Origin of the sequence: Streptomyces sp. NBC_00503 (genome assembly GCF_036346895.1) — a bacterium.
Lineage (GTDB): Bacteria > Actinomycetota > Actinomycetes > Streptomycetales > Streptomycetaceae > Streptomyces.
Map to the genome: position 1 here is coordinate 2358145 of NZ_CP107855.1, position 23842 is coordinate 2381986.

Below are 23842 nucleotides of genomic sequence, written 5' to 3' on the forward strand. Positions count from 1 at the left end.
GCACCCGCAGGTGGGTGAATCTTCAACCGTCGCGAACGGGCGGGTAGTTGGCGCGATCCGGACATGACTGCCAGTAGGCGTACATGACATGATCGGATTCCGGTTACCGACAGGTAACCGACCCACCCCCCTCACGTACCGAAGGTTCACCCACGTGCGCATGCTCGCCCGACGGCTCCTGCTCCCCGGCCTGACCACACTCGCGCTCACCGCCACCGGCTGCTCCTCCGCGCCGCACACCGGCGCCGCCGACCCGGCCGCCCCCGCCGCCCTCGCGTCCGCGGACCAGGGCACGCCGCGGCAGCTCGACGTGGCCGCGGCGCCACAGGGCACACCGACACCGGCGGCCGTGTCCCGCGCCGACGGGAAGGGCAGGGCCGGGCAGTCCTCGCTGAAGGTCGCCTCGTACGACCAGGCGAGCGGACGGGCCGTCATAGCCAAGGCCCCGCAGGGGCCCGCCCCGTCGTCCTCGGCCGCACCGTCGTCCTCGCCCGGCAATAAGCCGGAGCCGGGCAAGAACCCGGAGCCCGGCAAGAAGCCCGAGGCCGACAAGCCCGTCGCGGTCGGCGACGTCATCGCCAGCGCACCGGCTCCCGGCGCCCCCAACGGCCTGCTCGCCAAGGTCACCGAGGTCGTCGGCAAGACCGACCTCGGCACCGAGGTCAAAACCGCCTCCGCGACACTGGCGTCCGTCCTGAACGAGGACAAGGCCGACGGCAAGGTCCCCGTCGATCCCGCGTCGGTCACCGTCGAACCCCTGATGAAGGGCGTCACCTTCTCCTGGGCCAAGAGCCACGGCACGACCTTCGGCCCCGAAGGCGCGAAGCTGCCCCTGGGCACCCTGCGGCTCGACGTGAACGCCGCCGTGGACACCGCCCCGGACGCCCCCGCCTCGGCCGGCGCCTCGGTGTCCGGGTTCGTCCAGCTGGCCCCCCAGGTGGAGTTCGCGTACGACGGCAGCCCGGGCGGGGGCGCCGCCGGGCCGCGTTCCGCCTTCCTCGGCATGAGCGGCGACTGGTCCTCGCAGTGGAAGCTCCAGGGCCGCGCCGCCGCGAGCGCCGGGGCGCCCAAGCGGATCCCGTTCGCCAAGCTGCACAGCGCTCCGGTCATCCAGGTCGGACCGGTGCCGGTCGTGGTCAACCTCGACCTGACCTGCTACGTCCAGGTGGAGGCCGACGGCCGCGTGACCCTGGACGTCCAGCAGGACGTCAAGGGCGACTTCAAGGTCGGCGGCTCCTACGCGACGGGCAAGGGCTGGACTCCCGTCAGCGCGTCCACCGTCCGGAGCACCCCGCTCCGGGCGAGCGTCACCGCCGCCGGGAAGGTCAGGGGCGCGCTCGGGGCCGAGGCCTCCGTCGGCCTGTACGGGGCCGTCGGCGTCAGCGCGGACTTCGCCCCGTACCTGCGCGGCGAGGCCGACGCCAAGGCGGGCGCGTCCACCGACGGCAAGACCTCCCTCGACGGCGCGTGGGCCCTGTACGGCGGCTTCGACCTGAGCGGGCAGCTCCACCTCCAGCTGTCCCTGTTCGGCACGCCCGTCCTCGAGCGCCGCATCCCGCTGGGCACCCTCAACCGTGAGTGGGCGCTCGCGAGCGGGCGGACGGGTCGGTAGCCGGACCGCGCCCCCCGAGCCCCGGGGGGCGCGGAACTTGATGGACGCAGAGGGGTTTCCCTCCCCCATACCCATCAGTACATTGACGCCATGTCTAATACGCCGCCCGCGTCGCCCGCCCCCGTGGCGTCGGAACACATAGAACTCAAGGCGCGGAACGTGTCCTTCTCCTGGGAGGACACCCCGCTCCACTGGCTGCCCGGCGACCCCTTCGCCAACCACACCATCAACGTGCTGCACCTGCTGCTCCCGGCGGGCGAGCGCTGGTTCGTGCACGTCTACAAGCAGGTGCTCCCGTACATCACGGACGACCGGCTGCGCGAGGACGTCGTCGGGTTCATCGGCCAGGAGGCCATGCACGCGAGCGCGCACGACGACGTGCTCCCGCACCTCAAGCGGCTGGGCCTGGACCCGACCCCGTACACGGCCCAGGTCGACTGGCTCTTCGAGAAGATGCTCGGCGACCGGACCCTGCCGCCGGGCAAGGCGCGCAAGTGGTGGCTGATGGAGCGCGTGGCGATGATCGCCGCGATCGAGCACTACACGGCGTTCCTGGGCAACTGGGTGCTCAACGCCGAGGAGCTGGACCGGCGCGGCGCGGACCCGGTGATGCTGGACCTGCTGCGCTGGCACGGCGCGGAGGAGGTCGAGCACCGCTCGGTGGCCTTCGACCTCTTCATGCATCTGGACGGCAACTACCGCCGCCGCGCCCGGACCTGGGCCACCGCCTTCACCGCGCTGGTCTTCCTGTGGCAGCGCGGCTCGCGCTACTTCATGGAACACGACCCCGAACTGCCGCCCGGCTCCAAGGCCTCGGTGGGCCAGTTCCACCGTTCGGGGCGCAAGGGCACCCTGCCGTCCACGGGCGCGATGCTGAAGTCGATCCCGACGTACCTGTCGCGCACTTACCACCCCTCGCAGGAGGGCTCGACGGCCCAGGCCGTCGCCTACCTGGCCTCCTCCCCCGGCGCGAACGGTGGTTTCACGGCATGAGGCGGAGCAAGGCACTGGCGGTGGGGGCGCTCGCGGGCGCCGCCTGGCTGACGAAGCGGGCGATCGGCAGGCGCATCAATGCCGGGTCGCCCCTGTGGCCCCTGCCCGCGCTGGAGACCCCGGTCTCGGGGTACTCGCCGCGGCGGTGGATCCCGGCCCTGATCGTGTCCCGTACGGAGCCCGCGGACGGCGTCCTGTCCCTGACCCTGGAATCGGCGGAACTCCCGGCCTGGACCCCGGGTGCGCACGTGGACGTACAGCTCCCGTCGGGCCTGGTCCGCCAGTACTCCCTGTGCGGCGACCCCTCCGAACAGGGCCGCTACACGATCGCCGTCCGCCTCGTCGAGGACGGCCGCGGCGGCTCGCGCGAGGCCCACGCCCAGCTGGTGGAGGGCGCGGAGCTGCCGGTGCGCCCGCCCCGCAACCGCTTCCCGCTGGAGCCCGCGGACTCGTACGCCTTCGTCGCGGGCGGCATCGGCATCACCCCGGTCCTCCCGATGCTCCGGGCGGCGACGGCGGCGGGTACGGCGTGGACCCTGCTCTACGGGGGCCGTTCGCTCGCCTCGATGCCCTTCGCCACCGAGCTGGCGGCCACGTACGGGGACCGGGTCACGCTGGTGCCCGAGGACGAGGCGGGCCTCCCCGACCTGTCGCCGCTCGCCGCGCTCGGCCCGGACACCCTGGTCTACTGCTGCGGCCCGGCCCCTCTGATGGCGGCGGTCGAGGCGGCGGTCCCGGAGTCCGTCCCGGTCCACCTGGAACGCTTCACCCCGGCGGCCTCGGGCAGCGACGCGAGGGCCTTCACGGTGGAACTCCACCGCTCGGGGCGGCTGGTGGAGGTAGCCGCGGAGGAATCCGCCCTGACGGCCGTGCGCCGCGAACTCCCCAACACCCCGTACTCCTGTGAGCAGGGCTTCTGCGGCACCTGTCAGCACCGGGTGCTGTCGGGGACCGTCGACCACCGCGACACCCTCCTGACGGACGGCGAACGCGAGGACTCGATGCTCCTGTGCGTCTCCCGCGCGGCCACGGACCACCTGGTCCTGGACCTCTGAGGGACGGTCCGGACGGCCCCGCGGGGACGCGCAGTAGGGTGTTCCGCATGACAACCGGGGTGCGGCGCAGGATGGGTGTCGAGGAGCGGCGGCAGCAGCTGATCGGGGTGGCGCTGGAGCTGTTCAGCCACCGCTCGCCCGACGACGTGTCGATCGACGAGATCGCGGCGGCCGCCGGGATATCGCGGCCGCTCGTCTACCACTACTTCCCCGGCAAGCTCAGCCTGTACGAGGCTGCGCTGCGCCGGGCCGCCGACGAGCTGGCGCTGCGGTTCGTGGAGCCGCAGGAGGGGCCGCTCGGGGCGCGGTTGCTGCGGGTCATGGGGCGCTTCTTCGCCTTCGTGGACGATCACGGGCCCGGGTTCTCGGCGCTGATGCGGGGCGGGCCGGCGGTCGGGAGCAACCGGGCCAACGCGATGATCGACGAGGTGCGCCAGGCCGCGTACGAGCAGATCCTGGCCCATCTGGGGGTCCCCGCACAGGCTCCGCCCGCACGGCTGGAGCTGGTGGTGCGCTCGTGGGTGTCGCTGGCCGAGTCCACCGCGCTGATCTGGCTGGACGGGCGGCGGATCCCGCGCGCCGAGCTGGAGCTGCAACTGGTGCACGACTTCGCGGCCCTGGCCGCGGTCAGCGCCGCCTACGACGCGGAGATGGCGGGCATCCTCGTACGGATCCTCGTGGACGAGCCGGCCGACGGGCCGTTCGGGGAGCTGGTGGGGCGGCTCGCGGCGCTCGTACCGGCTGCCGCGGAGGCGGGCGTGCCCGCGCCGCGTCGATAACCACGCTCCGGACGACCCTCCTTGATCATCCGTCGGGCGATAATGCCCGCGTGATCATTGACGACGGGATCTTGTTCCGGCAGGCCGAGGAGAAGGACGCCGGCACGCTGGTGCAGCTGTACGACCAGGCCGCCCGCTGGATGCGCGCGCAGGGGATCGAGCAGTGGAAGCCCGGGGAGAGGGACCCTGCGCACTTCCTGGCGGTCATGCGGCAGGGCGAGGTGTGGCTCGCCTCGGACGGCGACGGGCACGCCGTCGGGGCGTACGAGCTGTGGTGGTGCGACGAGGAGGCCTGGGGCATCCAGCCGCCCGTCGCGGGCTACGTGCACCGGCTCATGGTCGAACGCGAGACCGCGCCCGCCGGGGCCGGCCGGCGGCTGCTCGAACATGCCGAGCGGCGCATCGCCAGGACCGGCCGCGAACGGGCGCGGCTGGACTGCGTCTCCACCAACCCCCGGCTGATCGCGTACTACCAGGGTGCGGGCTACCGGGTGGTCGGGGAGTTCCCCCACAAGGTGGGCAAGAACGGGCAGGTGTACGGGGTGATCCTGCTGGAGAAGCGGCTCGATCAGCTCACCCTGGTCTGAGCCTGGTCCGAGCCTGGTCCGAGCCGCCCCTCCGAGCGAATCAGCTCCGCTTGAAGACCGCCACCGTGCGCGCGGGGACCGTGAACTCCCCCGTCCCCGCGTCGTACGCCGACCCCTTGACCGTGGCGTCCGTGCCCGAGCCCTGGACCGGGTGCAGTCCGTAGGCCGTGCCCGCGAGGGCGGGGAGGCGCTGGGCCTGCGGCGCGGGGGTGGCGTTGAAGACCACCACCAGCTCGCCCAGGGTCATCGTGATCACGCCCGGGGTCTCCTGGGGCCCGGAGAGCGGGAAGGCCAGCCGGGACTGGACCGCTTCGGCCGAGGTGAGGCCGAAGGCGGGTTCGCTCGTGCGGATCTTCAGGAGGTCCCGGTAGGCGGCCGAGGCGCCGGTGATCTCCGTGCAGCCGGGGGCCGCGCTGGTCGCGGCGGCCAGCAGCGGCTTCGCGTAGGGCCACTTGGAGCGGTTGTCGGCGGCCGGCGGCAGGCCGCGGCCGAAGCCGTTCCCGTCCCGGCAGTCCCAGTGGACGGCGTTGAACCAGTCGCCGCTGTCGAAGGAGTTGCGGTCCAGGGACTTCGAGCGCAGCAGGTCCGTGCCGGCCTGGGACAGGGACGGGCCCTGGGAGAGGGTCGCGACCGACATCCCCAGGACCTGCATACGGGCCTGGTCGGCGGCCGAAGTGCCCGCCGGGAGCTTGTACTTCAGGGCGTCGAAGAGCGATTCGTTGTCGTGGGCGTCCACGTAGGACAGCGCGTCGCCGGGCGCCGCCGCGTAACCGGCCGGGGCGCCGTTGTAGTCCACCTGGGAGCCCTTGACCGCCTTGCCCGTGGAGTCCGTGAAGGCGTACGAGGCCAGGTTGCCGGTCAGTCCGACCTTGATCAGGTCCTGGTCGTGGAGGAGCCGGGCCCGCTGCTCGGCGGCCGTGCCGTTGGCGGGCGAGGAGTTCGGCGCCGTGAACAGCCCGGACGCGAAGCCCTGTACGCGCGGGTCCTCGTCGAAGGGGCCGCCGCCGCGCACCGCGTCGCGGGCCCGGTCGGAGAAGGTGGCGATGCCGGTGCCGGCCATGTTCGCTTGCGTGGCCTGGACGAAGCGGGCGTCGTTGGCGACCTCGCCGAAGTTCCAGCCCTCCCCGTAGAGGACGATCTTCTTCCCGTCGACCCCGTCCTTGGCCACGGTCAGCGCGTCGAGGGCGGCGCGCACCGCCAGGATGTTGGCCTTCGGGTGGTGGCCCATGAGGTCGAAGCGGAAGCCGTCCACCTTGTACTGCTTGGCCCAGGTGACGACCGAGTCCACGACGAGGCGGCCCATCATGGCGTTCTCGGGCGCGGTGTTGGCGCAGCAGGTGGAGGTGGCGACGGAGCCGTCGGCCAGCAGCCGCTGGTAGTAGCCGGGGACGATGCGGTCCAGGACGGACTTGTCCGACTGCCCGGCCGCCACGGTGTGGTTGTAGACCACGTCCATGACCGTGCGCAGGCCCGCGCCGTTCAGCGACTGCACCATCCGGCGGAACTCCACCGTGCGGGCCGTGCCGTTGGGATCGCTGGCGTACGAGCCCTCGGGAACCGTGTAGTGCAGTGGGTCGTAGCCCCAGTTGTACGAGTCCTTCGCGGCCGCGGCGGCCACACAGGCCTGCTGCTCCTCGGAGTCCGGGGCGTAGACCTTCAGGTCGCAGGCGGGCTCGGTGCGGTCCGCGGCCTTCTCCGGGACGGTGCCGATGTCGAAGGCGGGGAGCAGGTGGACGTACGAGGTCCCGGCGGCGGCCAGGTCGCGCAGGTGGCCCATGCCCGCCGAGCCGGTGTCGGTGAAGGCCAGGTACTGGCCGGGGTGGGTGGTGGTGCGGTCCGCGACGGAGAAGTCGCGGATGTGGAGCTCCTGGATCTGGGCGGAGGCGAAGGGGACGGCGGCGGGCTTCTTCAGCTCGCGCCAGCCGGGCGGGGCCAGCTTCGGGTCGGCCAGGTCCACGGCCAGGCTGTACGTGGAGTCCGCGGTCAGGGCGGTGGAGTAGGGGTCCGTAACCAGGTTCCGGACGATCTGGCGGGTGCTGGGGGCCCAGACGGTGACGGCGAAGCGGTACTTCTTGCCGGTCCAGTCGCGCTCCCCGCGCACCGACCAGACGCCGGTGGCGTCGTCGCGGCGCATGGGGACGGTGCGGCCGCCGTCGAGCTCCAGGGCGACCTGCTGGGCGGTGGGTGCCCAGACGGAGAGGGTGGGGCGGCCGTCCTTGAAGACGGGGCCGAGCGGGGCAGTTCCGGCTTCCTTCGCGTACAGGTCGTCGAGGACGCCCGCGAGCTGGACCCCGGTCGCCGCCAGGACGGCGCCGTTCGCGGCGCGGGCACTGGCGACCAGCTGGCCGCGCAGGGCCTCGCGGACCCGGTCCCGGTCGCGCGGGTCGACGGTGAAGGCGGCGTACTGGGCCAGGTGCGGGAACTTCGCCTTCTGGGCGGCGGTGAGCTCGGTCTTCGACAGGCGCAGCCACGCGGCACCGCCCTCGTGGAGGACGCCGTTCTCGGCGGTGATCGCGCCGTCGCGGGAGGCCAGGAGCTGGAGCGAGGCGGCGGCCGGCGGTGCGTTCCAGGCAAGAGTGTCGCGGTCGATCCAGACGGCCTGGGCCTTGGTGAGGTCCAGGGCGGCGGCGGAACCGGCGGGCTGCGGGAGGAGGTACTTCTCCTTGCCGCCCAGCATCCACACCTCGTGGCCGGAGCCGGTGGCCTTCAGGTCGAGGGACTGGTCGGAGGGGAGGTCCTTGGCGTCACCGTTGTGGAGGATGTAGCTGAGGCTGGTGGCCCCGGCGGCGAGCGGGACCTCGTAGACGGCCCCGAAGGAATCCGTGCGGACGGGGAGCAGCGGCTTGGACCAGTCGGTCGGCGTCGCGGCGCCCGTCCAGACGTGCAGTCCCCAGCCCTCGTAGGCGCCGTCGGGGCGCTGGTAGTGCAGGACGGCCTTGGTCTGGTCCTGCGCGGGGTAGGCGGGGCGCTCGGGGCGGGGGGCTTCCTTGCCCTGGTCGAGCCAGATCTCGCCGGTCTTCGTCACGTCGACGGTGCGGTCGGCGGCCACGTCCTTGTTGCCGTCCTTGTCGATGACGAGGTAGCCGATGCTGCTCGCGCCGGGCTTGAGCCGGACGTAGGCGAAGGCTCCGTAGGCGTCGCGGCCGGTGAAGGCGTGCCCGGCGGGCCAGGGAGTGGCCTCACCTTCGGCGAGGTCGCCCCAGGCGTACAGGCGCCAGTCGGTGTAGTCGCCGTCGGGGCGGTTGTAGTGGACGATCGCGTACTCGCGCTGGGTGGCGGTGGGGACCTCGGCGGGCGGGGCCTGGCCGGTGCTCGACGCGGCGAGGGCGCTCGCGGTGCGGCCGGAGGGGTCGACGGCCACGGCCTTGTAGCGCAGGGCCGTGCCGGCCGGGGCGGTGATGTTCTGGGTGACCTTGTAGGGCGCGTGGTCGGCGGAGCCCAGGACCTGCCACTTGTCGGTGCCGGTCTGGGCGGCGAAGACGACGCGGCTCAGCGGGTCGCCGGTCACCTCGGCCGTGAGCTCGACGGTGCCGGTGGCGCCGGGTGCCGGGGCCTTGAGGGTGAGGGTGGGCTTGGCGGCGGGCTCGGCGGTCGGGGTGGCCGCCTGGAGGACGATGGAGCCGAGCGCGGGGACGGTGATGGTGAGCTTGCCGGCGGCGGAGGCGCGGGTCAGGGCGTTGCTTCCGGCCGCTCCCCCTCCGTAGAGGGTGCGGTACTGGGCGCCCGCCGGGGCGTCGAGCTCGATGGTGCGGGGCTCGGTGCCGTTGTTGGCGGCGACCAGGTATTCGGTGCGGGTGCGGGCGTCCTTGCCGGAGCCGGTGCCGGTACGGGCGAAGGCGTAGACGGACCCGTCGGAGAAACGTTCGCTCTGAACGCCGTCCCGCAGGGCGGGGTGCTCCTTCGTCAGCTTCGAGAGAGCACTGATCTCCTTGTAGAGCGGGTGCTCCGGATCGTAAGCATCGCTCGCGTGCGTGCGCGCCGTTCCGAGCTGGTCGTCGTCCAGGTAGTCGGCCACCTTCGAGGCGAAGAGCGGTTGTCGCGCGTCCTTGTCCCCGCCCGCGCCGGTGAACCCCTGCTCGTCGCCGGAGTAGATCACCGGATTTCCGCGGGAGAAGAACATCAGCTCGTTGGCCAGCCGGTAGCGGTCCAGCAGCTCCTGCTCCCCCGCCGCCGGCCGGTCCTGCTTCAGGAAGGTCCCGAAGCGCCCCATGTCGTGGTTGCCGAGGAAGGTGACCTGCTCGTACGCGTTCGCCTTGTCGGTCGTGTACCGGTAGTCGTCGCCGAAGACGGACGCCAGCCGCCCGGCCCCCGCGCCCTGGGAGGCGTAGGCGCGGATCGCGTCCTGCAGCGGGAAGTCGAGGGTGGCGTCGAGCCGGCCCCGGGTCACGTACGGGGAGGTGACGGCGGTGTCGGCGGAGTAGACCTCGCCGAACATGAAGAAGTCCTTGCGCCCGTGCTGGGCCGCGTACTTGTCCAGGGCGGTGGCCCACTGGGTCCAGAACTCGGTGTTGACGTGCTTGACCGTGTCGATCCGGAACCCGTCGATGTCGAAGTCCTTGACCCACTTCTCGTAGATCTTCTCCATCCCCTCCACGACCTCGGGACGCTCGGTCCACAGGTCGTCGAGGCCGTAGAAGTCCCCCTGGCCGGAGGATTCTCCGGCGAAGGTGGAGTCGCCCCGGTCGTGGTACATCGTCGGATCGTTGAGCCAGGCCGGGGACTTGAGGTTCTTCTTCGCCTCCGGGACGAAGGGAGTCCGGGGGAAGGAGTCCGCGTCCACGGCGGGGAACTTCCCCTTCCCTTCCGCATAGTCGGAGTCGTTGAACGGCACCCCGTCCTTGGTCAGGTAGGGGAACGCCCCCTTGGACAGGTACCCGTACGAGGCCTCGCGGTAGTCGACCACGTCGGCGGTGTGGTTGGCGATGACGTCGAAGAAGACCTTCATCCCCTTGCGGTGCGCCTTGTCGATCAGCCGCTCCAGGTCGGCGTTGGTCCCGAAGTGCGGGTCGACCTGGGTGAAGTCGGTGATCCAGTAGCCGTGGTAGCCGGCCGATACTCCCCCAGAGCCTTCGGCCTGGGAGGTGCCCCCGTTGCCCGTGCCCTGGACCGGCTGGTTCTTGAAGATCGGCGCCATCCAGATGGCCGTGGTGCCGAGCCCCTTGATGTAGTCCAGCCGGTCGGTCAGCCCCTTGAGGTCACCGCCCTGGTAGAACCCCTTGTCCGTCGGGTCGAGCCCGGTCTCCAGCCGGGAACCGGTCAGGCCGCCCCGGTCGTTGCCGGGATCACCGTTCGCGAACCGGTCCGGGAGCACGAAGTAGAACTGCTCGCGGGTCAGGTCGTGCCGCGCGGGCTCGGCGGCCAGCTTGGCGTCCGAGGGCGGGGCCGGCGGCGCCTTGGCGGCAACGGCCGCGGCGGCGGGGAGGGCGGGCAGGAGCGTCACGGCCAGGGTGGCTGCGAGCACTCCCGCCGCGCCGGCGAGGGCGGGGCGTATCAAGGCGGATCTCCTCGGGTGCGGGACGGGGCGGAGCGGGAGGGTCAGTTGCGCCAGGTGTCGGTCAGCGTGACCTTGCCGTTCGCGGGGACGGTGGCGGAGCGGTTGGCTCCGCTCTCCCAGGTGACGTTTCCGGCGGCGTCCTTGCGGACGTACTTGTACGCGAAGACCGTGCCGGGCGGGAGGCTGACGTCGAGCTTCCAGACGGGGTACGCGGCCGGGTCGAGCTTGAGGGCGCTGCCGGTGTTCCAGCTGCCGAGCTCGGCGCGGTCGCCGGTGACGTAGATGTTCTGGCCGAGGGCGGTGGTGGCGTTGACGGCGAAGGAAGCCCCGGCGGCGGCAGTCAAGGTGGGGGTCGGAGTCGGCGTAGAAGTAGCGCTCCCGCAACTACGCGCGCCGACGTGCAGGGCCACGGCCGTCCCGGCGTCGAGGGTCGCGGTGAACCGTCCGCCGGAGTCCACGGTGACCGCGCGACCGCTCTGCACGTCGCAGTAGTCCCCGGCCGCGAGGGAGGTCTGGAAGGTCCGGGTCAGAGCCGAAGCCTCGTGGTTGATGGCCACGTACGCCTTGGTCCCCCGCCCGAAGGCGACCTGGTTTCCACCGTTGTCCCACCAGTCGGTGACTGCCTGCCCGCGTGCGGAGTTGCGGAAGCCGACCATGGAGGAGATCTCCCGCCAGGCGTGCTGGCACTTCCACCCGTCGGCGTAACAGGCGTTCACAGCACCCCCATTGGGCGGCCCTGCATCCCGATCCGTCCACTCGTAGCCGGAATGCACGTCGGGGGACCCGTAGGGCCAGGCCAGCATGAAGACGCTCGCGAGCGTGTAGGCGGACCCGTCCTTGTAGTTGAGGGTGTCCCCGCCGCGCTCGGTGTCGTGGTTGTCGACGAACACGCCCGCCTGACCGCTGGGCATGTACCCCCAGGCCTCGCCGAAGTTCTTCAGGTAGGCGAGCTTCTCGCCCTGGAAGACCCGTTTGAGGTCGCGGGCGTACCGGAACTCCTGCACGTCGCCGTTGCCCAGATACTCGGTCGGTGAGACGGCCTCCCCGGCCCCGTATATCGCCTCCTGCTTCCAATAAGCACTCGGGTTCGTCAGCCGCGACTTGATGTTGGCGAGGTCGGCGGCGGGCATGTGCTTGGCGGCGTCGATCCGGAAGCCGTCCACGCCGAGCGAGAGCAGATCGTTGAGATAGCCCGCGATCCGTCCGCGCACGTACTCCTCGCCCGTATCCAGGTCGGCGAGCTGCACGAGCTCGCAGTTCTGGACGTTGGCGCGGTCGGTGTAATTGGAGATCGTCGCCCGGCAGTCGTCCATGTCGGTACCGGAGTAGACGCCCGGGTAGTTGTACTTCGTGTACGAACTCCCGCCCGTCCCGGTCCCGTCCCCGGCCGCCATGTGGTTGATGACGGAGTCGGCGACGACCTTCACACCGGCCGCGTGGCAGGCGTCGACCATCGCCTTGAAGGCAGCCCGGTCACCGAGCCGCCCGGCGATCTTGTAGCTGACGGGCTGGTACGAGGTCCACCACTGCGACCCCTGGATGTGCTCCTGCGGGGGCGAGACCTGGACGTACCCGTACCCGGCGGGCCCGAGGCTCTCCCCGCAGGCCTTCGCCACGGAGTCGAACCGCCACTCGAACATGACGGCGGTGACGTCCTTCTCACCGGGCGCGGCGGCAAAGGCCTGCGGCGCGGGCCCGCCGACGACGGCGAGGGCGGCTCCGGCGGATATGGCGGATACGGAAAGCAGCGCGGCGGCGGCTCTGACGGCGCGAGCACGGGTGAGCATGCGGTGTTCCTCCTGGCGGAGAGGTACGCGACCGGGTGGGGACCGGTCACGGCCGAGTTGGGGATTGGAGCGACCGTAGGTGCCAGGAGGAAGCCCTGCAAGACCTTGCGCAAGAGATTGCAGAATTGTTTCAGGCCGGAGTCGGGGGAACCCCGAAATCAGGAGGAGTACGGACCACCCGCGGGAGCAACCCACTGCACGCCCTTGCGCGCCCCTCGCCGGAACAACCGGCGCACCACCCCGCCGGAGTCCTGCGACTCACCCCGGACCAACCGGCGGTAGCTGGGCTCCCAGTCCTCAATGGCGAAGGCCCGCCCACCGATCTCGTAGAGACCGCCACTGACCCGGTCCACGAGATAAAGCCTCCCGCCCATCAGCCGGTGACTGTAGTCGCCCGTGCGCACGTACTCCGCGCTGTCCACGGCCACCACCCAGCACAACGGATGCTCCGTCACCTGCGAGACCGCGGTCTCCACCACAGGCGGCCCGGCCGCCCGAGCCTCCTCGTTGTTCCGCTCCACAAGCACCTGAACCAACCGCACGGCATGCTCTTTCTCGATCATCCGCACATCATCACGGACACCCCGCCCCCCGCACCCGGCCAGTACTGGCTCCGGGGTGCCACAGTGGGGGCCATGCGCCCGGACAAGAAGTCGACCACCGACACAGCAGCCGAATCACTCCTCGCGGAAGGAGCGGTCCACGTCGAAACCCTGCGAGCCAACCCGAACGCCATCGACGCGTACCCGTACTCCTTCCTCCTCCTGATAGCCCGGGGAGGCGCTTCGACACCGAACGAGATCTTCTGGGGAGTGGCGACGCTGGAGGCGAAGGGCTGGACCGCCGAGTCCTGGGACATGGCCCCGGCAGGCCTGAAGTTCGGCGCCTGGCGCGTGGTGATGCGCCGCCGTCCAACCGGCCTCTAGCCGGCCCAAGACAGCTGGCGGACGGGGCAGGTTCCGCGCTGCCGGGGGCCTTTTGCCTCACGCCCCGAGAATCACTGCGAATCACGCAGGACGGGGAGCCCCTGCTCGTCCCATCCTGATCGGGACTTGCCCGCTGGCAGGAGGGGAACGGCAATGGCACGGCGACTCCGGTTCATCGATACCAACTCCGGCAACGACGGTTGCCCGACCCTGTACGAGGACCTGGACACCGGGGAGGTCCTGGTCCAAGGCGACGCTGCCGGTCCCGGCCATCGGCTAGGCGGGGCTGCCCGAAGCCCTACCGACCCCAGCCGGCAGTCAGTCGCTGAGCCGAGCGCGACTGTATAGCGATCTGATGCGCCTCAGGGCCCCGGAGGGCCATCTCATCGTCCTGTCGTGCGGGTTGGCGTGCGACGGGCTCGGGAAGGGTCCTCGATCGGTGTCGGGTGGATGTCCCGAACTCCCCGGCGCCCCCAACCCCGACCAGGCGGGCGGCTTCCGACCGTCCGGACGTCGGCCGACCGGCGGGACCGGGGCCGGGGGCTGCGACACGGCCGCCCCTCCGTATATGACCCCCGGCCATCCCCCGGGGGGGGATCCCGGAAGTCTTGTGGCATTCCGGGACGGGTCGGTCGGTCAAGGGTGGCCGCAGGCCATCGCGCAGCGACGCGACCGAAGGGAGCGCCCTTGAGGGACCGACCCGGCCCGGAAGGACACTGGACTGGAGGGACGCCCCCAGGGACCCTCAAAGCCACCGAACACCCCGCAGCCCAGGTCGCCGAAGTCCCGCTCCGCAGTGCTCCGCGCCGGCGTCTCACCCCCGCCGGGGCGGGTGGGCAACCACCGTCCGAGGGCGGTGGCGCGAGGGGGCGAGGGCCCTGACCAAGCGAAGCCCCCTACCCCCCAACCCCTACTCCCCCGGCCCCGGCCCCTGTCCCGTGGACCCCCGGACCACGAGCTCCGGCTGGAAGATGTATTCGGTCCGCTGGACCGGGGTGCCGGCCACGGCCTCCAGGAGGGCTCCGACCGCTGCCGTGGCCATGGCGCGGACCGGCTGGCGGATGGTGGTCAGTGGCGGGTCCGTGAAGGCGATGAGCGGGGAGTCGTCGAAGCCGACGACCGAGATGTCCTCGGGGACGCGCAGTCCGCGTTCGCGGGCCGCGCGGATGACGCCCAGGGCCATGGGGTCGCTGCCGCACACGATGCCCGTGCAGCCCCGGTCCAGGAGGGCTCCGCCCGCCGCGTGGCCGCCCTCGACGGTGAAGAGGGTGCGCTGGATGAGCCCCTCGGCCGCCGCCGACGGGAGGGCGGCGGTGAAACCCGCCTCCTTGCGCGCCGAAGGCACGTAGCGCGTGGGCCCTATGGCCAGGCCGATCCTGCGGTGGCCCAGGTCCTCCAGGTGGCGGACGGCCATCTCGGCCGCCGCGCGGTCGTCGGGGGAGATGAAGGGGGCCTGGACCTGTTCGTTGAAACCGTTGATCAGAACGAACGGAACGCCCCGCAAGGCGAGCCGCTGGTAACGGGACGGGTCGGCCGAGGAGTCGGCGTGCAGCCCGGAGAGGAACACGATGCCGGTGACACCGCGCTCCTCCAACTGCTCCACCAGCTCGTCCTCGGTGGCCCCGCCCGGGGTCTGCGTGCACAGCACCGGGGTGTAGCCGTGGCCGGCCAGGGCCTGCTCGATGACCTGGGCGAACGCCGGGAAGATGGGGTTGGTGAGCTCCGGCGTGAGGAGTCCCACCAGCCCGTTGCTGCGCCGCCGCAGCCGCACCGGGCGTTCGTAGCCCAGCAGGTCCATGGCGGCCAGCACCTTGTGACGGGTGCCGGACGCCACGCCCGACTTGCCGTTGAGCACGCGGCTGACGGTCGCCTCGCTGACCGCGGCCTGCGCGGCGATGTCCGTCAGCCGCAGGGGGGAAGTCACCCCTGCCACCACACCGCCGTGTCGGCGGGCAGGGACGAGGGGTCCTCGAGCGGGCCGCCGCTCGACAGCAGGACCGTGCCCGGCGCGGGAAGGCGTACCGGCTGGTCCGTGGTGTTGACCGTGCAGATGAAGTCCCCCCGGCGGAAGGCCAGCACGCCCTCCGGTGCCTCCAGCCACTGCACCGCCTCGCCCGCGCCCAGGTCCGGGTGCGAGCGGCGCAGCCGCAGGGCCGTGCGGTAGAGCTCCAGGGTCGAGGCGGGGTCGCCGGTCTGCGCGGCCACGCTCAGGCCCGCCCATTCGGCCGGCTGCGGCAGCCAGCTGCCGCCGTCGCCGAAGCCGTACGGGGCTTCGTGGCCCGACCACGGGATCGGGACCCGGCAGCCGTCGCGCAGCCCGTCCTGGCCCTCGCCGCGGGCGAACGCCGGGTCCTGCCGCACCCCGTCCGGCAGGTCCACGACCTCGGGCAGGCCCAGTTCCTCGCCCTGGTAGACGTACGCCGACCCGGGCAGGGCCAGCATCAGCAGCGCGGCCGCGCGCGCCCGGGCCAGGCCCTGCGCGCCGCCCCCGTACCGCGTGACGTGGCGTACGACATCGTGGTTCGACAGCACCCACGTCGTCGGCGCCCCCACCGGACGCATCGCGTCCAGCGACTCGTCGATGGTGGCGCGCAGCGCCTGCGCGTCCCACCCGGTGTTCAGGTAGTGGAAGTTGAAGGCCTGGTGCAGTTCGTCGGGGCGCAGGTACATGGCGGTGCGGTCGGCGCTCGGCGTCCAGGCCTCGGCGACTCCGATGCGGTCGCCCGCGTACTCGTCGAGGACGCGGCGCCAGGACCGGTAGATCTCGTGGACGCCGTCCTGGTCGAAGAAGGGCAGGACCTGGTTGCCGAGCAGCTTGAGCTGTTCGCCGCGGCCGAGGTCGGGCAGGCCGGGGGCCTTGACCAGGCCGTGGGCCACGTCGATGCGGAAGCCGTCGGCGCCGAGGTCGAGCCAGAACCTCAGGATCGAGCGGAACTCGTCCTGGACGGCCGGGTGTTCCCAGTTGAAGTCGGGCTGTTCGGGTGCGAAGAGGTGCAGGTACCACTCGCCGTCGGCGACCCGGGTCCAGGCCGGCCCACCGAAGATGGACTCCCAGTCGTTCGGGGGCTCGGCCCCGTCCGCGCCGCGCCCCGCGCGGAAGTGGAAGCGTTCGCGCAGTGGCGTACCGGGGCCTTCGCGCAGCGCCTGCTTGAACCATTCGTGCTGGTCGGAGCAGTGGTTGGGAACCAGGTCGACGATGATGCGCAGGCCCAGCCCGTGTGCCTCGCGGATGACGGCGTCGGCGTCGTGGAGGCTGCCGAACATCGGGTCGATGGCCCGGTAGTCGGCGACGTCGTAGCCCGCGTCGGCCTGCGGGGAGGCGTAGAAGGGGCTGAGCCAGACGGCGTCGACCCCGAGTTCCTTGAGGTAGGGCAGTCGGGTGCGGATGCCTTCGAGGTCCCCCATGCCGTCCCCGTTGGAGTCGGCGAAGCTGCGCGGATAGACCTGGTAGATCACCGCTTCTCTCCACCAGCCGGGCAGGGTGCCGGTGGAGGTGGGGAGGCCGTCCAACGAGCTTTCGGCGGCGAGGTGCTGGGTCATGTCGTCCTTGGGAGATCGGGCCGGGGGTGAGAGGGGGCAGGCTGCGGGTGGTCAGCCCGTGCTCGCGAGGGCGTCAGCCCTTGGTCGCGCCTGCCGTCATCCCGGCGACGAGGTGACGCTGGGCGAAGAGGAAGAAGAAGGCCGCGGGGATGGCGATGAGGACGGAGGCCGCGCTCATCGCACCCCAGTTGGAGGTGTACTGGGTGACGAAGGTCTGCAGGCCTCCGGCCAGGGTGAGGTGCTCGTCGCCGACCATGAAGGCGGAGGCGTACGCGACTTCGCCCCAGGCCGTGATGAAGGCGTAGAAGCCGGTGACGGCGAGGCCGGGCTTGGCCAGCGGGAGGATCAGGCGCCAGAAGGTGCCGAAGGGGTTGAGCCCGTCGACGCGGCCCGATTCGTCGATCTCGACCGGGATGGTGTCGAAGAAGCCCTTCATCATCCAGGCGCAGAACGGCACGGCGATGGTGAGGTAGGTGATGACCAGGCCGAGCGGCTGGTTGAGCAGCCCCAGCTGTCCCATGAGGTTGTAGAGCGGGACGATGAGGATGGCCATCGGGAACATCTGCGTGATGAGCAGGGTCCACATCAGCGGCTTCATTCCGGGGAACTTGAAGCGGCTGACGGCGTATCCGGTGGTGGCGGCGATGAACACCCCGAGGACGGTGGTGATGCCGGCGACCAGGACGGAGTTGCCGAACCAGGTGAGGAAGGAGGTCGACTCCACCAGGTAGCGGTAGTTGTCGAGGGTGGGTTCCTTCACGAAGTCCGTGGAGATGGCGTGCTTCGCGGGCTTGAGGGAGGTCAGCAGGACCCACAGCACCGGGAACACGGCGATCACGGACGCGACGATCAGAGTGCCGTGCAGGCCTGCGGAGGCGAGCGGGGACCGCTTGCCGCGCGGGCGGACGGGGGCCGCCTTCTTGGAGGCCGTCTTGGAGGCCGTCGTCACGGTGGTCACCACACCTCTCCCTGCTTGCGCAGCGAGCGCCGGTAGACCAGCGCGAAGATCATGAGCAGCAGGAGGATCAGTACGCCCCAGGTCGCCGAGACGGCGAAGTCGCGCGGGCTGGTCACGAACGCCTCGCGGAAGGCCTGGGTCACCAGGATCTCGGTGGAGTCGCCCGGTCCGCCCCGGGTGAGCAGGAAGATCACCGGGAACATGTTGAAGGTCCAGATGGTGGAGAGCAGGATCACGGTCATGCTGACCGTGCGCAGCCCCGGCAGGGTGATGTGGCGGAACCGCTGCCAGGGTCCGGCCCCGTCCATCTCGGCGGCCTCGTAGAGCTCGCCGGGGATCGACTGCATGCCGCCGAGCAGGGCGACCATCATGAAGGGGATGCCGAGCCAGACGTTCACGGCGATGACCGAGAACTTGGCCCAGGTCGGGTCGTCGAGCCACGGGACGGCGGAGATGCCGCCGCCGTCCAGGATCTTGTTGAGGATGCCGTTGTCGCGGTTGAAGAGGAACCGCCAGGCGAAGACGGAGACGAATCCGGGGACGGCCCAGGGCAGGATGAGTGCCATCCGGTAGGCGGCGCGGCCCTTGAACTCGCGGTTGAGCACTCCGGCGAGGCCGAGGCCGAGCACGAAGGTGACCGACACGCAGGCGACGGTCCACAGCACCGTCCACACCAGCCGCTGCAGGAACACCGGGTCGGCCAGGACGGCGGCGTAGTTGTCGAGTCCGACGAACTGGTACGTCGCCTCGATGTGGTTGGCGCCGATGGTGCGGCCGACGTTGCGCTCGGTGGCGTCGGTCAGCGACAGGTAGACGCCGCGGACGAGCGGCCAGCCGATGATCACGCCGAGTACGAGCACCACGGGGGTGACCATGGCCCAGGCGTACCAGTGGGTGGCGAGGGCCCGCTTCAGCCCCGGACGGTTGTTTCCGCCGGCCTTGCCGCCGGCCTTGCCGTCAGTCCTGCGGCTCCGGCCGCGGGCGGCGGTGCCGGCGTCAGGACCGGCCTCGCTGCCCGCGGCCTTCGCCACCGACTGGCTGGTGTGAGCAGCCATCTTCTTCGCTACTTCCAACCCTTGAGGATCTTGCGGAATTCGACGCCGGCCGCCTTGGCTGCGTCCTCGGGGCTCGAGGCCCCGGTGATCGCCTTGGTGTATTCGACCTTGAGCGGCTCGAAGAGGGATCCGTTCTCCGGGATCCACGCGCGCTCCACGGCCTTGTCCACGGCCGGCTTGAAGAACTGGACCATCTCGTTCGACTTGACGTCGGGCTGCTCGTAGGCGGCGGTCCGGGTCGGGAGCAGGCTCAGTTCCTTGGTGGACTGGACCTGGACCTCCTGCGAGGTCATGTAGTCGACGAAGGCGTTCGCGGCGGCGATGTTCTTGGAGCCCGCGTAGACGGCGAGGTCGTGGCCGCCCTGCGGGGCGCCCGCCTTGACGGAACCGGCCGGGACGGCGGCGACGCCGAGGTTGGCCTTGTCCTTGAACTGGTCACCGGCGTAGCTGTCGGCGACGGCCCACGGACCGTTGATCATCATCGCGACTTCGCCCGACTTGAAGGCGGTCTGCATGTTGGTCCAGCCGTCGGTGGCGTTGGTGATCGCCGCACCCGAGGTGACCAGGTCGCGGGCGGTCTTGAAGGCCTTGACGCCCGCCGCGTTGTCCACGGTGACCGTCTTGGTCTTCGCGTCGACGAGGTCGCCGCCCTCTCCGTAGATGAAGGGCAGGAACCAGTAGGACTCGTCGCCGCGCAGGTAGAGGCCGGCCTTGCCGGTCTTGGCCTTGATCGCGGCGGAGGCCGTCTTCAGCTCCTCCAGCGTCTTGGGGGGCTGGACGCCGGCGTCGGCGAGCATCTTCTTGTTGTAGAAGAGGCCGAGGGTGTCGATGACTTGCGGGACGGCGTAGGTCTTGCCCTCGTACTTGCCGCTGGCCGCGGCCTGGGGCAGGAACTCGGCGTCGACCTTCTTGGCCGTCTCGGCCGGGACCTCGGCGAGGTAGCCGAGGGATGCGAAGTCGGCGACCCAGCCCACGTCGGAGCGGATGACGTCCGGGGCCTCGGAGCCGCTGCTGAAGGCGTTCTTGACCTTGTTCTGGGCGTCACCGTAGGGGACGTTGACGTACTTGACGGTCACCTTGGGGTGCTTGGCGGTGAACGCCTCGGCGAGCTTCTGGAAGGACGCCTTCTCGGCGTCGTTCGAGGTGTCCCACCAGGTGACGGTGCCGGAGAGCTCCCCGTCGGCCTTGGCGCCGCCGTTGCTGTCCTTGGTGTCACCGCCGCAAGCCGTCGCCGCGAGCGCCAGAGTCGCGACCAGCGCGGTGGCCGCTATGCCACGCCGCATATGAACTCCTTCGATGATCCCGGCCGCGCCTCGCGGTCCCGAGTTGCCGAGAACGTAACAAGCCTGCAAGCCGACCGAAAGACCTTGCGGCAATTTTCTGCAAGACCTGGTGATCGTTACATCCGTGTGTCCGTACGGTTGCCGCAGCTTGCTGTTGATTCGAACCTTCCTGGACTCTCCAGGCCCGCGGCCAGGGGGCGGACCAGGGGGCGGACCAGGCGGCGGACCAGGCGGCGGACCAGGCGGCGGACCAGGGGATGAATACCCGCCTCGACCCGGTTCGACCCGCACGTCGGCCGACCCCCGGCTTGCAAGCCCTTCCAGCGGCACCCCGTGCGCGGCCGCGTCCCGAAGCCCCCTGCACCTCGGTTACCAAGGTGACGCGTGACCGGTACAGTCCTATCCGTGACCGCACGGCTAGCCGACATCGCAGCCCAGGCGGGGGTCAGCGAAGCCACAGTCAGCCGCGTGCTCAACGGCAAGCCCGGTGTGGCCGCAGGCACCCGTGAATCCGTACTGGCCGCACTCGACGTGCTCGGGTACGAACGCCCCGTACGGCTGCGCCAGCGCAGCGCGGGACTCGTCGGACTCATAACCCCCGAGCTGGACAACCCCATCTTCCCGGCGCTGGCCCAGGTCATCGGCCAGGCGCTGACCCGGCAGGGGTACACCCCGGTGCTGGCCACGCAGACGCCCGGCGGGTCCACCGAGGACGAACTGACCGAGATGCTGGTGGACCGCGGGGTCTCCGGGATCATCTTCGTCTCCGGACTGCACGCGGACACCACGGCCGACATGGGCCGCTACGACCAACTCCGCGGGCAGGGCGTCCCGTACGTCCTCATCAACGGCTTCTCCGACAAGGTGCAGGCCCCCTTCGTCTCCCCCGACGACCGGGCCGCCATGCAGCTCGCGGTGACCCACCTGACCGCGCTCGGGCACACCCGGATCGGGCTGGCCGTCGGACCCAAGCGGTTCGTACCGGTCCTGCGCAAGATCGAGGGCTTCCGGCTCGGCATGAAGGAGCGGCTCGGACTCGGCGAGGACGAGGTCGAGGAGCTCATCCAGCACTCCCTCTACACGCTGGAGGGCGGCCAGGCCGCCGCGGCCGCGCTCATCTCGCGGGGCTGCACGGCGGTGGTGTGCGCGAGCGACATGATGGCGCTCGGCGCGATCCGGGCGGCCCGCCAGCAGGGGCTCAAGGTCCCGCAGGACGTCTCGGTCGTGGGCTTCGACGACTCCCCGCTCATAGCGTTCACCGATCCGCCGCTGACCACCATCCGCCAGCCCGTGCAGGCCATGGGCCAGGCGGCCGTGCGGACGCTGCTGGAGGAGATCGGGGGAACCCCGGCGCCCCACAGCGAGTTCGTGTTCCTGCCCGAACTGGTGGTCCGCGGATCGACGGCCTCGGGCCCGCAGCAGGGCCGGGGTCCGGCCCGCTCCTGAGGCTGCGCGGTCCCGTACCCCCGGGAAAATCCCTAGGGGCGCATGGCCTCCAGTAGTCCGCGAGGTGGACATGCTGCGCCCAAGACCGTCCCAAGGGATGATCGGAGGCGAGAACGCATCTGGCAGACTCTTTTCCTATGGGTGAAGCGAGCGTGAAAACACTGGATACCCGGACGGACGCCTCGTCACCCACCGTGACCGAGGACCAGACCCGCCCGGCGTCGTCCGAGCGAACCCTGCTTTCCCGGCTGCGCGCACCCCGGCGGCCACGGATCTGGTTCGAGGTCCTGCTCATCGCGGTCAGCTACTGGACGTACTCGCTGATCCGAAACGCCGTACCCGAACAGAAGGCGGCCGCACTCGCGAACGCCGACTGGATCTGGAAGACGGAGCACTCGCTCGGCATCGCCGTGGAACAGACGGTCAACCACGCCGTCAACTCGGTGACATGGCTGGTGGTGGGCATGAACTACTACTACGCCACGCTCCACTTCATCACGACCATCGGCGTCCTGGTATGGATCTACCGCTTCCATCCGGGGCGTTACGCGGCCACCCGCCTGGTCCTCTTCGCCACCACGGGCGTGGCCCTGGTCGGCTACTACTTCTACCCGCTCGCGCCGCCCAGGCTGATGAACGGGCAGGACTTCGTCGACACCGTGCTGGTCCACCACACCTGGGGCTCCATGGCCTCGGGCAACCTCAAGCACATGTCGAACCAGTACGCGGCCATGCCCTCCATGCACATAGGGTGGTCGCTCTGGTGCGGGCTGACGATCTTCGCGGTCGCCTCCGCCCCCTGGGCCCGGATCCTGGGCCTGCTCTACCCGGCGGCGACGCTGATCGTGATCGTGTCCACCGCCAATCACTTCTGGCTCGACGCCGTGGGCGGCATGCTCTGCCTGGCCTTCGGCTTCACCGTCTCCCGCGCCTGGTACGGATCCCTCCCGCACCGCCTGCCGCGCAGCCCGCTGGAGACCGGCCGCCACCCGGTGGCGGACCTCCTGAACCGCGCCCGCGTCCGCACCCGCGCCTGAGCTCACGCACGAGGGGCCGGGTCAGCGGGCCCGCCACCCCCGCCATCCCCGCAGCAAGTGGAACCCGGCCCCGACGGCGGGCGCAGGATCCGCCGCGAGGGCTGGCGGCGAAGCCGGTACGGGGCCTTCGGCGCCCGGCCCGATCCGCTCCAGGGCCTCGGTGAGGGTGCGGACGTAGTTCTCGTCGGCCAGGATCCGTTCCCCTTCGAAGGGGTGCCCGAGGCGTTCCTCGGAGGCCAGGATCGGGCGCAGCAGAGGCGCCGCCGCCCCGGCCGGGCCGCCGATCTCCCCCAGCAGGCGAACCGCCTCCCGCGTCGGCAGGGCCGGGTTGCCCGTCCAGGCCGGGTCCACCGCCGCCAGCAGCACCGGCACGGCCGGCTCCGGGTCCCCGGTGATCCGCCAGTACGCGTGCGCTGCGGCGACCCGGGTCCACGCGCCGGGCGATTCCAGCAGGCCGCGCACGGCGTCCGCGTGCGCGGCGGCGGCCGGGCCGAGATCGGCGAGGTAGGGCAGGCCGCGGCCTGCGCCCCCGGACCGCACGGCCGCTCCGCACACCTTCAGGGCCAGGGTGTCGTCCCCGGTGGCCCTCCAGTGCGCCCAGGCGGCCACTGCCTCGTGGTGGCGGCGGGACTGCGGATCGCGGCCGGTGGCGAAGGCGGCCAACCGGTCCGCGAAGGCGGCGGCCGGGGGGCCGATGCGGCCGAGGATGCGCAGGGCGTCGTAGGCGAAGGCCGTCTCCAGGTACCGGACCACGTCGAGCGCGGCGGGCGCGGCGGCCGGACCCCAGGCGGCGAGGAGTTCGAAGACGGCGGTGTTCTGGTAGTGGCGCTCCGTCTTCTTCCGCAGGACCGGCAGCACCGCGGGGAGCAGCTCGGCGGCGGGCAGCAGGGCCAGGATGTGGGCCCGGGGGCGGAGGCTGGGCAGCCGGCCCTTCTTCGCGAGGAACCGCGCGCCGGGCAGCGCCCGGACGTCACCCATCCCGGCGAGGGCGAGGGTGAGGGCCTCGATGGAGCCGTCGGTCGTGGGGAACAGGCGGTCGAGATACCCGTCGAGGGACACGGCGATCCGATCGGCGTGCCCGCGGACGGCGGGACCCGCCTGGGCCAACGCGCCATTGGCACTCGTCGCCCCGGCGTCCACGGCCGCGACGACGGCCTCCCAGCACCACGGGGCAGGCCTGCGGTGGCGGATCACGGCGCGTACGGCGGATGGCAGTGTTCTCACGCCGGGATCATGCCATGCGCATGCCCAGGATTCGGCGCGGCAACGGACCTTGACCTCAAGGGAGCT

At 71.2% G+C, this 23842-nt stretch carries 17 protein-coding genes; 8 read left to right on the top strand and 9 right to left on the bottom strand.

Translation table 11 applies throughout. The features are described 5' to 3' along the window. Positions 1–154: 154 nt before the first annotated feature. The 5 genes from OG490_RS11025 (at position 155) to OG490_RS11045 (ending at position 5026) form a co-directional block, all read left to right on the top strand. Positions 155–1612 carry a hypothetical protein gene (locus OG490_RS11025; RefSeq protein WP_330296104.1) on the top strand — a complete coding sequence of 486 codons (1458 nt, stop codon included), beginning with the start codon at positions 155–157 and terminating at the stop codon, positions 1610–1612. A gap of 90 nt (positions 1613–1702) precedes the next feature. After that, a complete protein-coding gene (locus tag OG490_RS11030; RefSeq protein ID WP_330296105.1) occupies positions 1703–2605 on the top strand; it encodes a metal-dependent hydrolase in 903 nt (300 codons plus the stop codon). Next, positions 2602–3660 (top strand): PDR/VanB family oxidoreductase, encoded by a 1059-nt coding sequence (locus tag OG490_RS11035; RefSeq protein ID WP_330296106.1) that lies wholly within the window; start codon positions 2602–2604, stop codon positions 3658–3660. Before OG490_RS11030 ends, OG490_RS11035 begins: the two co-directional genes overlap by 4 nt. 47 nt (positions 3661–3707) lie before the next feature. Beyond that, complete coding sequence (locus tag OG490_RS11040) at positions 3708–4439, top strand: TetR/AcrR family transcriptional regulator (RefSeq protein WP_330296107.1); 732 nt, start codon at positions 3708–3710, stop codon at positions 4437–4439. A gap of 50 nt (positions 4440–4489) precedes the next feature. Next, positions 4490–5026, top strand: coding sequence for a GNAT family N-acetyltransferase (locus OG490_RS11045; protein WP_330296108.1), 537 nt, complete (start codon positions 4490–4492; stop codon positions 5024–5026). A gap of 40 nt (positions 5027–5066) precedes the next feature. Here the strand turns inward: OG490_RS11045 and pulA are convergent, their stop codons facing one another. The 3 genes from pulA to OG490_RS11060 all read right to left on the bottom strand — a co-directional run bounded on the left by pulA (position 5067) and on the right by OG490_RS11060 (position 12870). Beyond that, the gene (pulA, locus tag OG490_RS11050; protein WP_443065789.1) at positions 5067–10520 is read right to left on the bottom strand and encodes a pullulanase-type alpha-1,6-glucosidase; all 5454 of its coding nucleotides are present in this window, start codon (positions 10518–10520) and stop codon (positions 5067–5069) included. Between the two features lie 41 nt (positions 10521–10561). After that, on the bottom strand, positions 10562–12307 hold the full coding sequence (locus OG490_RS11055) for a carbohydrate-binding module family 20 domain-containing protein (protein ID WP_330296109.1): 1746 nt from the start codon (positions 12305–12307) through the stop codon (positions 10562–10564). Between the two features lie 158 nt (positions 12308–12465). Continuing rightward, positions 12466–12870, bottom strand: coding sequence for a YrhB domain-containing protein (locus OG490_RS11060; protein ID WP_330296110.1), 405 nt, complete (start codon positions 12868–12870; stop codon positions 12466–12468). A 72-nt stretch (positions 12871–12942) separates the two neighbouring features. On the opposite strand from OG490_RS11060, the gene OG490_RS11065 reads away from it, so the two are divergent. Then, positions 12943–13233 (top strand): hypothetical protein, encoded by a 291-nt coding sequence (locus OG490_RS11065; RefSeq protein ID WP_330296111.1) that lies wholly within the window; start codon positions 12943–12945, stop codon positions 13231–13233. A 910-nt stretch (positions 13234–14143) separates the two neighbouring features. Here OG490_RS11065 and OG490_RS11070 read toward each other — a convergent pair. The 5 genes from OG490_RS11070 to OG490_RS11090 all read right to left on the bottom strand — a co-directional run bounded on the left by OG490_RS11070 (position 14144) and on the right by OG490_RS11090 (position 20069). Further along, complete coding sequence (locus OG490_RS11070; protein ID WP_443065790.1) at positions 14144–15169, bottom strand: LacI family DNA-binding transcriptional regulator; 1026 nt, start codon at positions 15167–15169, stop codon at positions 14144–14146. Then, positions 15154–16773 (bottom strand): glycoside hydrolase family 13 protein, encoded by a 1620-nt coding sequence (locus OG490_RS11075; RefSeq protein WP_330296113.1) that lies wholly within the window; start codon positions 16771–16773, stop codon positions 15154–15156. The genes OG490_RS11070 and OG490_RS11075 overlap by 16 nt, the downstream gene beginning before the upstream one ends. A 73-nt stretch (positions 16774–16846) precedes the next feature. Continuing rightward, positions 16847–17731, bottom strand: coding sequence for a sugar ABC transporter permease (locus OG490_RS11080; protein WP_443065791.1), 885 nt, complete (start codon positions 17729–17731; stop codon positions 16847–16849). Next, positions 17728–18786 carry a carbohydrate ABC transporter permease gene (locus OG490_RS11085; protein WP_330296114.1) on the bottom strand — a complete coding sequence of 353 codons (1059 nt, stop codon included), beginning with the start codon at positions 18784–18786 and terminating at the stop codon, positions 17728–17730. Before OG490_RS11085 ends, OG490_RS11080 begins: the two co-directional genes overlap by 4 nt. A gap of 8 nt (positions 18787–18794) precedes the next feature. Then, the gene (locus OG490_RS11090) at positions 18795–20069 is read right to left on the bottom strand and encodes an extracellular solute-binding protein (RefSeq protein WP_330296115.1); all 1275 of its coding nucleotides are present in this window, start codon (positions 20067–20069) and stop codon (positions 18795–18797) included. A 405-nt stretch (positions 20070–20474) separates the two neighbouring features. Between OG490_RS11090 and OG490_RS11095 the strand changes: the two genes are divergently transcribed. Both OG490_RS11095 and OG490_RS11100 read left to right on the top strand, forming a co-directional pair. Further along, a complete protein-coding gene (locus OG490_RS11095; protein WP_330296116.1) occupies positions 20475–21515 on the top strand; it encodes a LacI family DNA-binding transcriptional regulator in 1041 nt (346 codons plus the stop codon). Positions 21516–21652: 137 nt separating this feature from the next. Beyond that, a complete protein-coding gene (locus tag OG490_RS11100; protein ID WP_330296117.1) occupies positions 21653–22552 on the top strand; it encodes a phosphatase PAP2 family protein in 900 nt (299 codons plus the stop codon). 21 nt (positions 22553–22573) lie between these two features. On the opposite strand, the gene OG490_RS11105 is transcribed toward OG490_RS11100, so the two are convergent. Further along, positions 22574–23776: a hypothetical protein gene (locus OG490_RS11105; protein WP_330296118.1), complete on the bottom strand. Its 1203-nt coding sequence runs from the start codon at positions 23774–23776 to the stop codon at positions 22574–22576. Positions 23777–23842 lie beyond the last annotated feature (66 nt).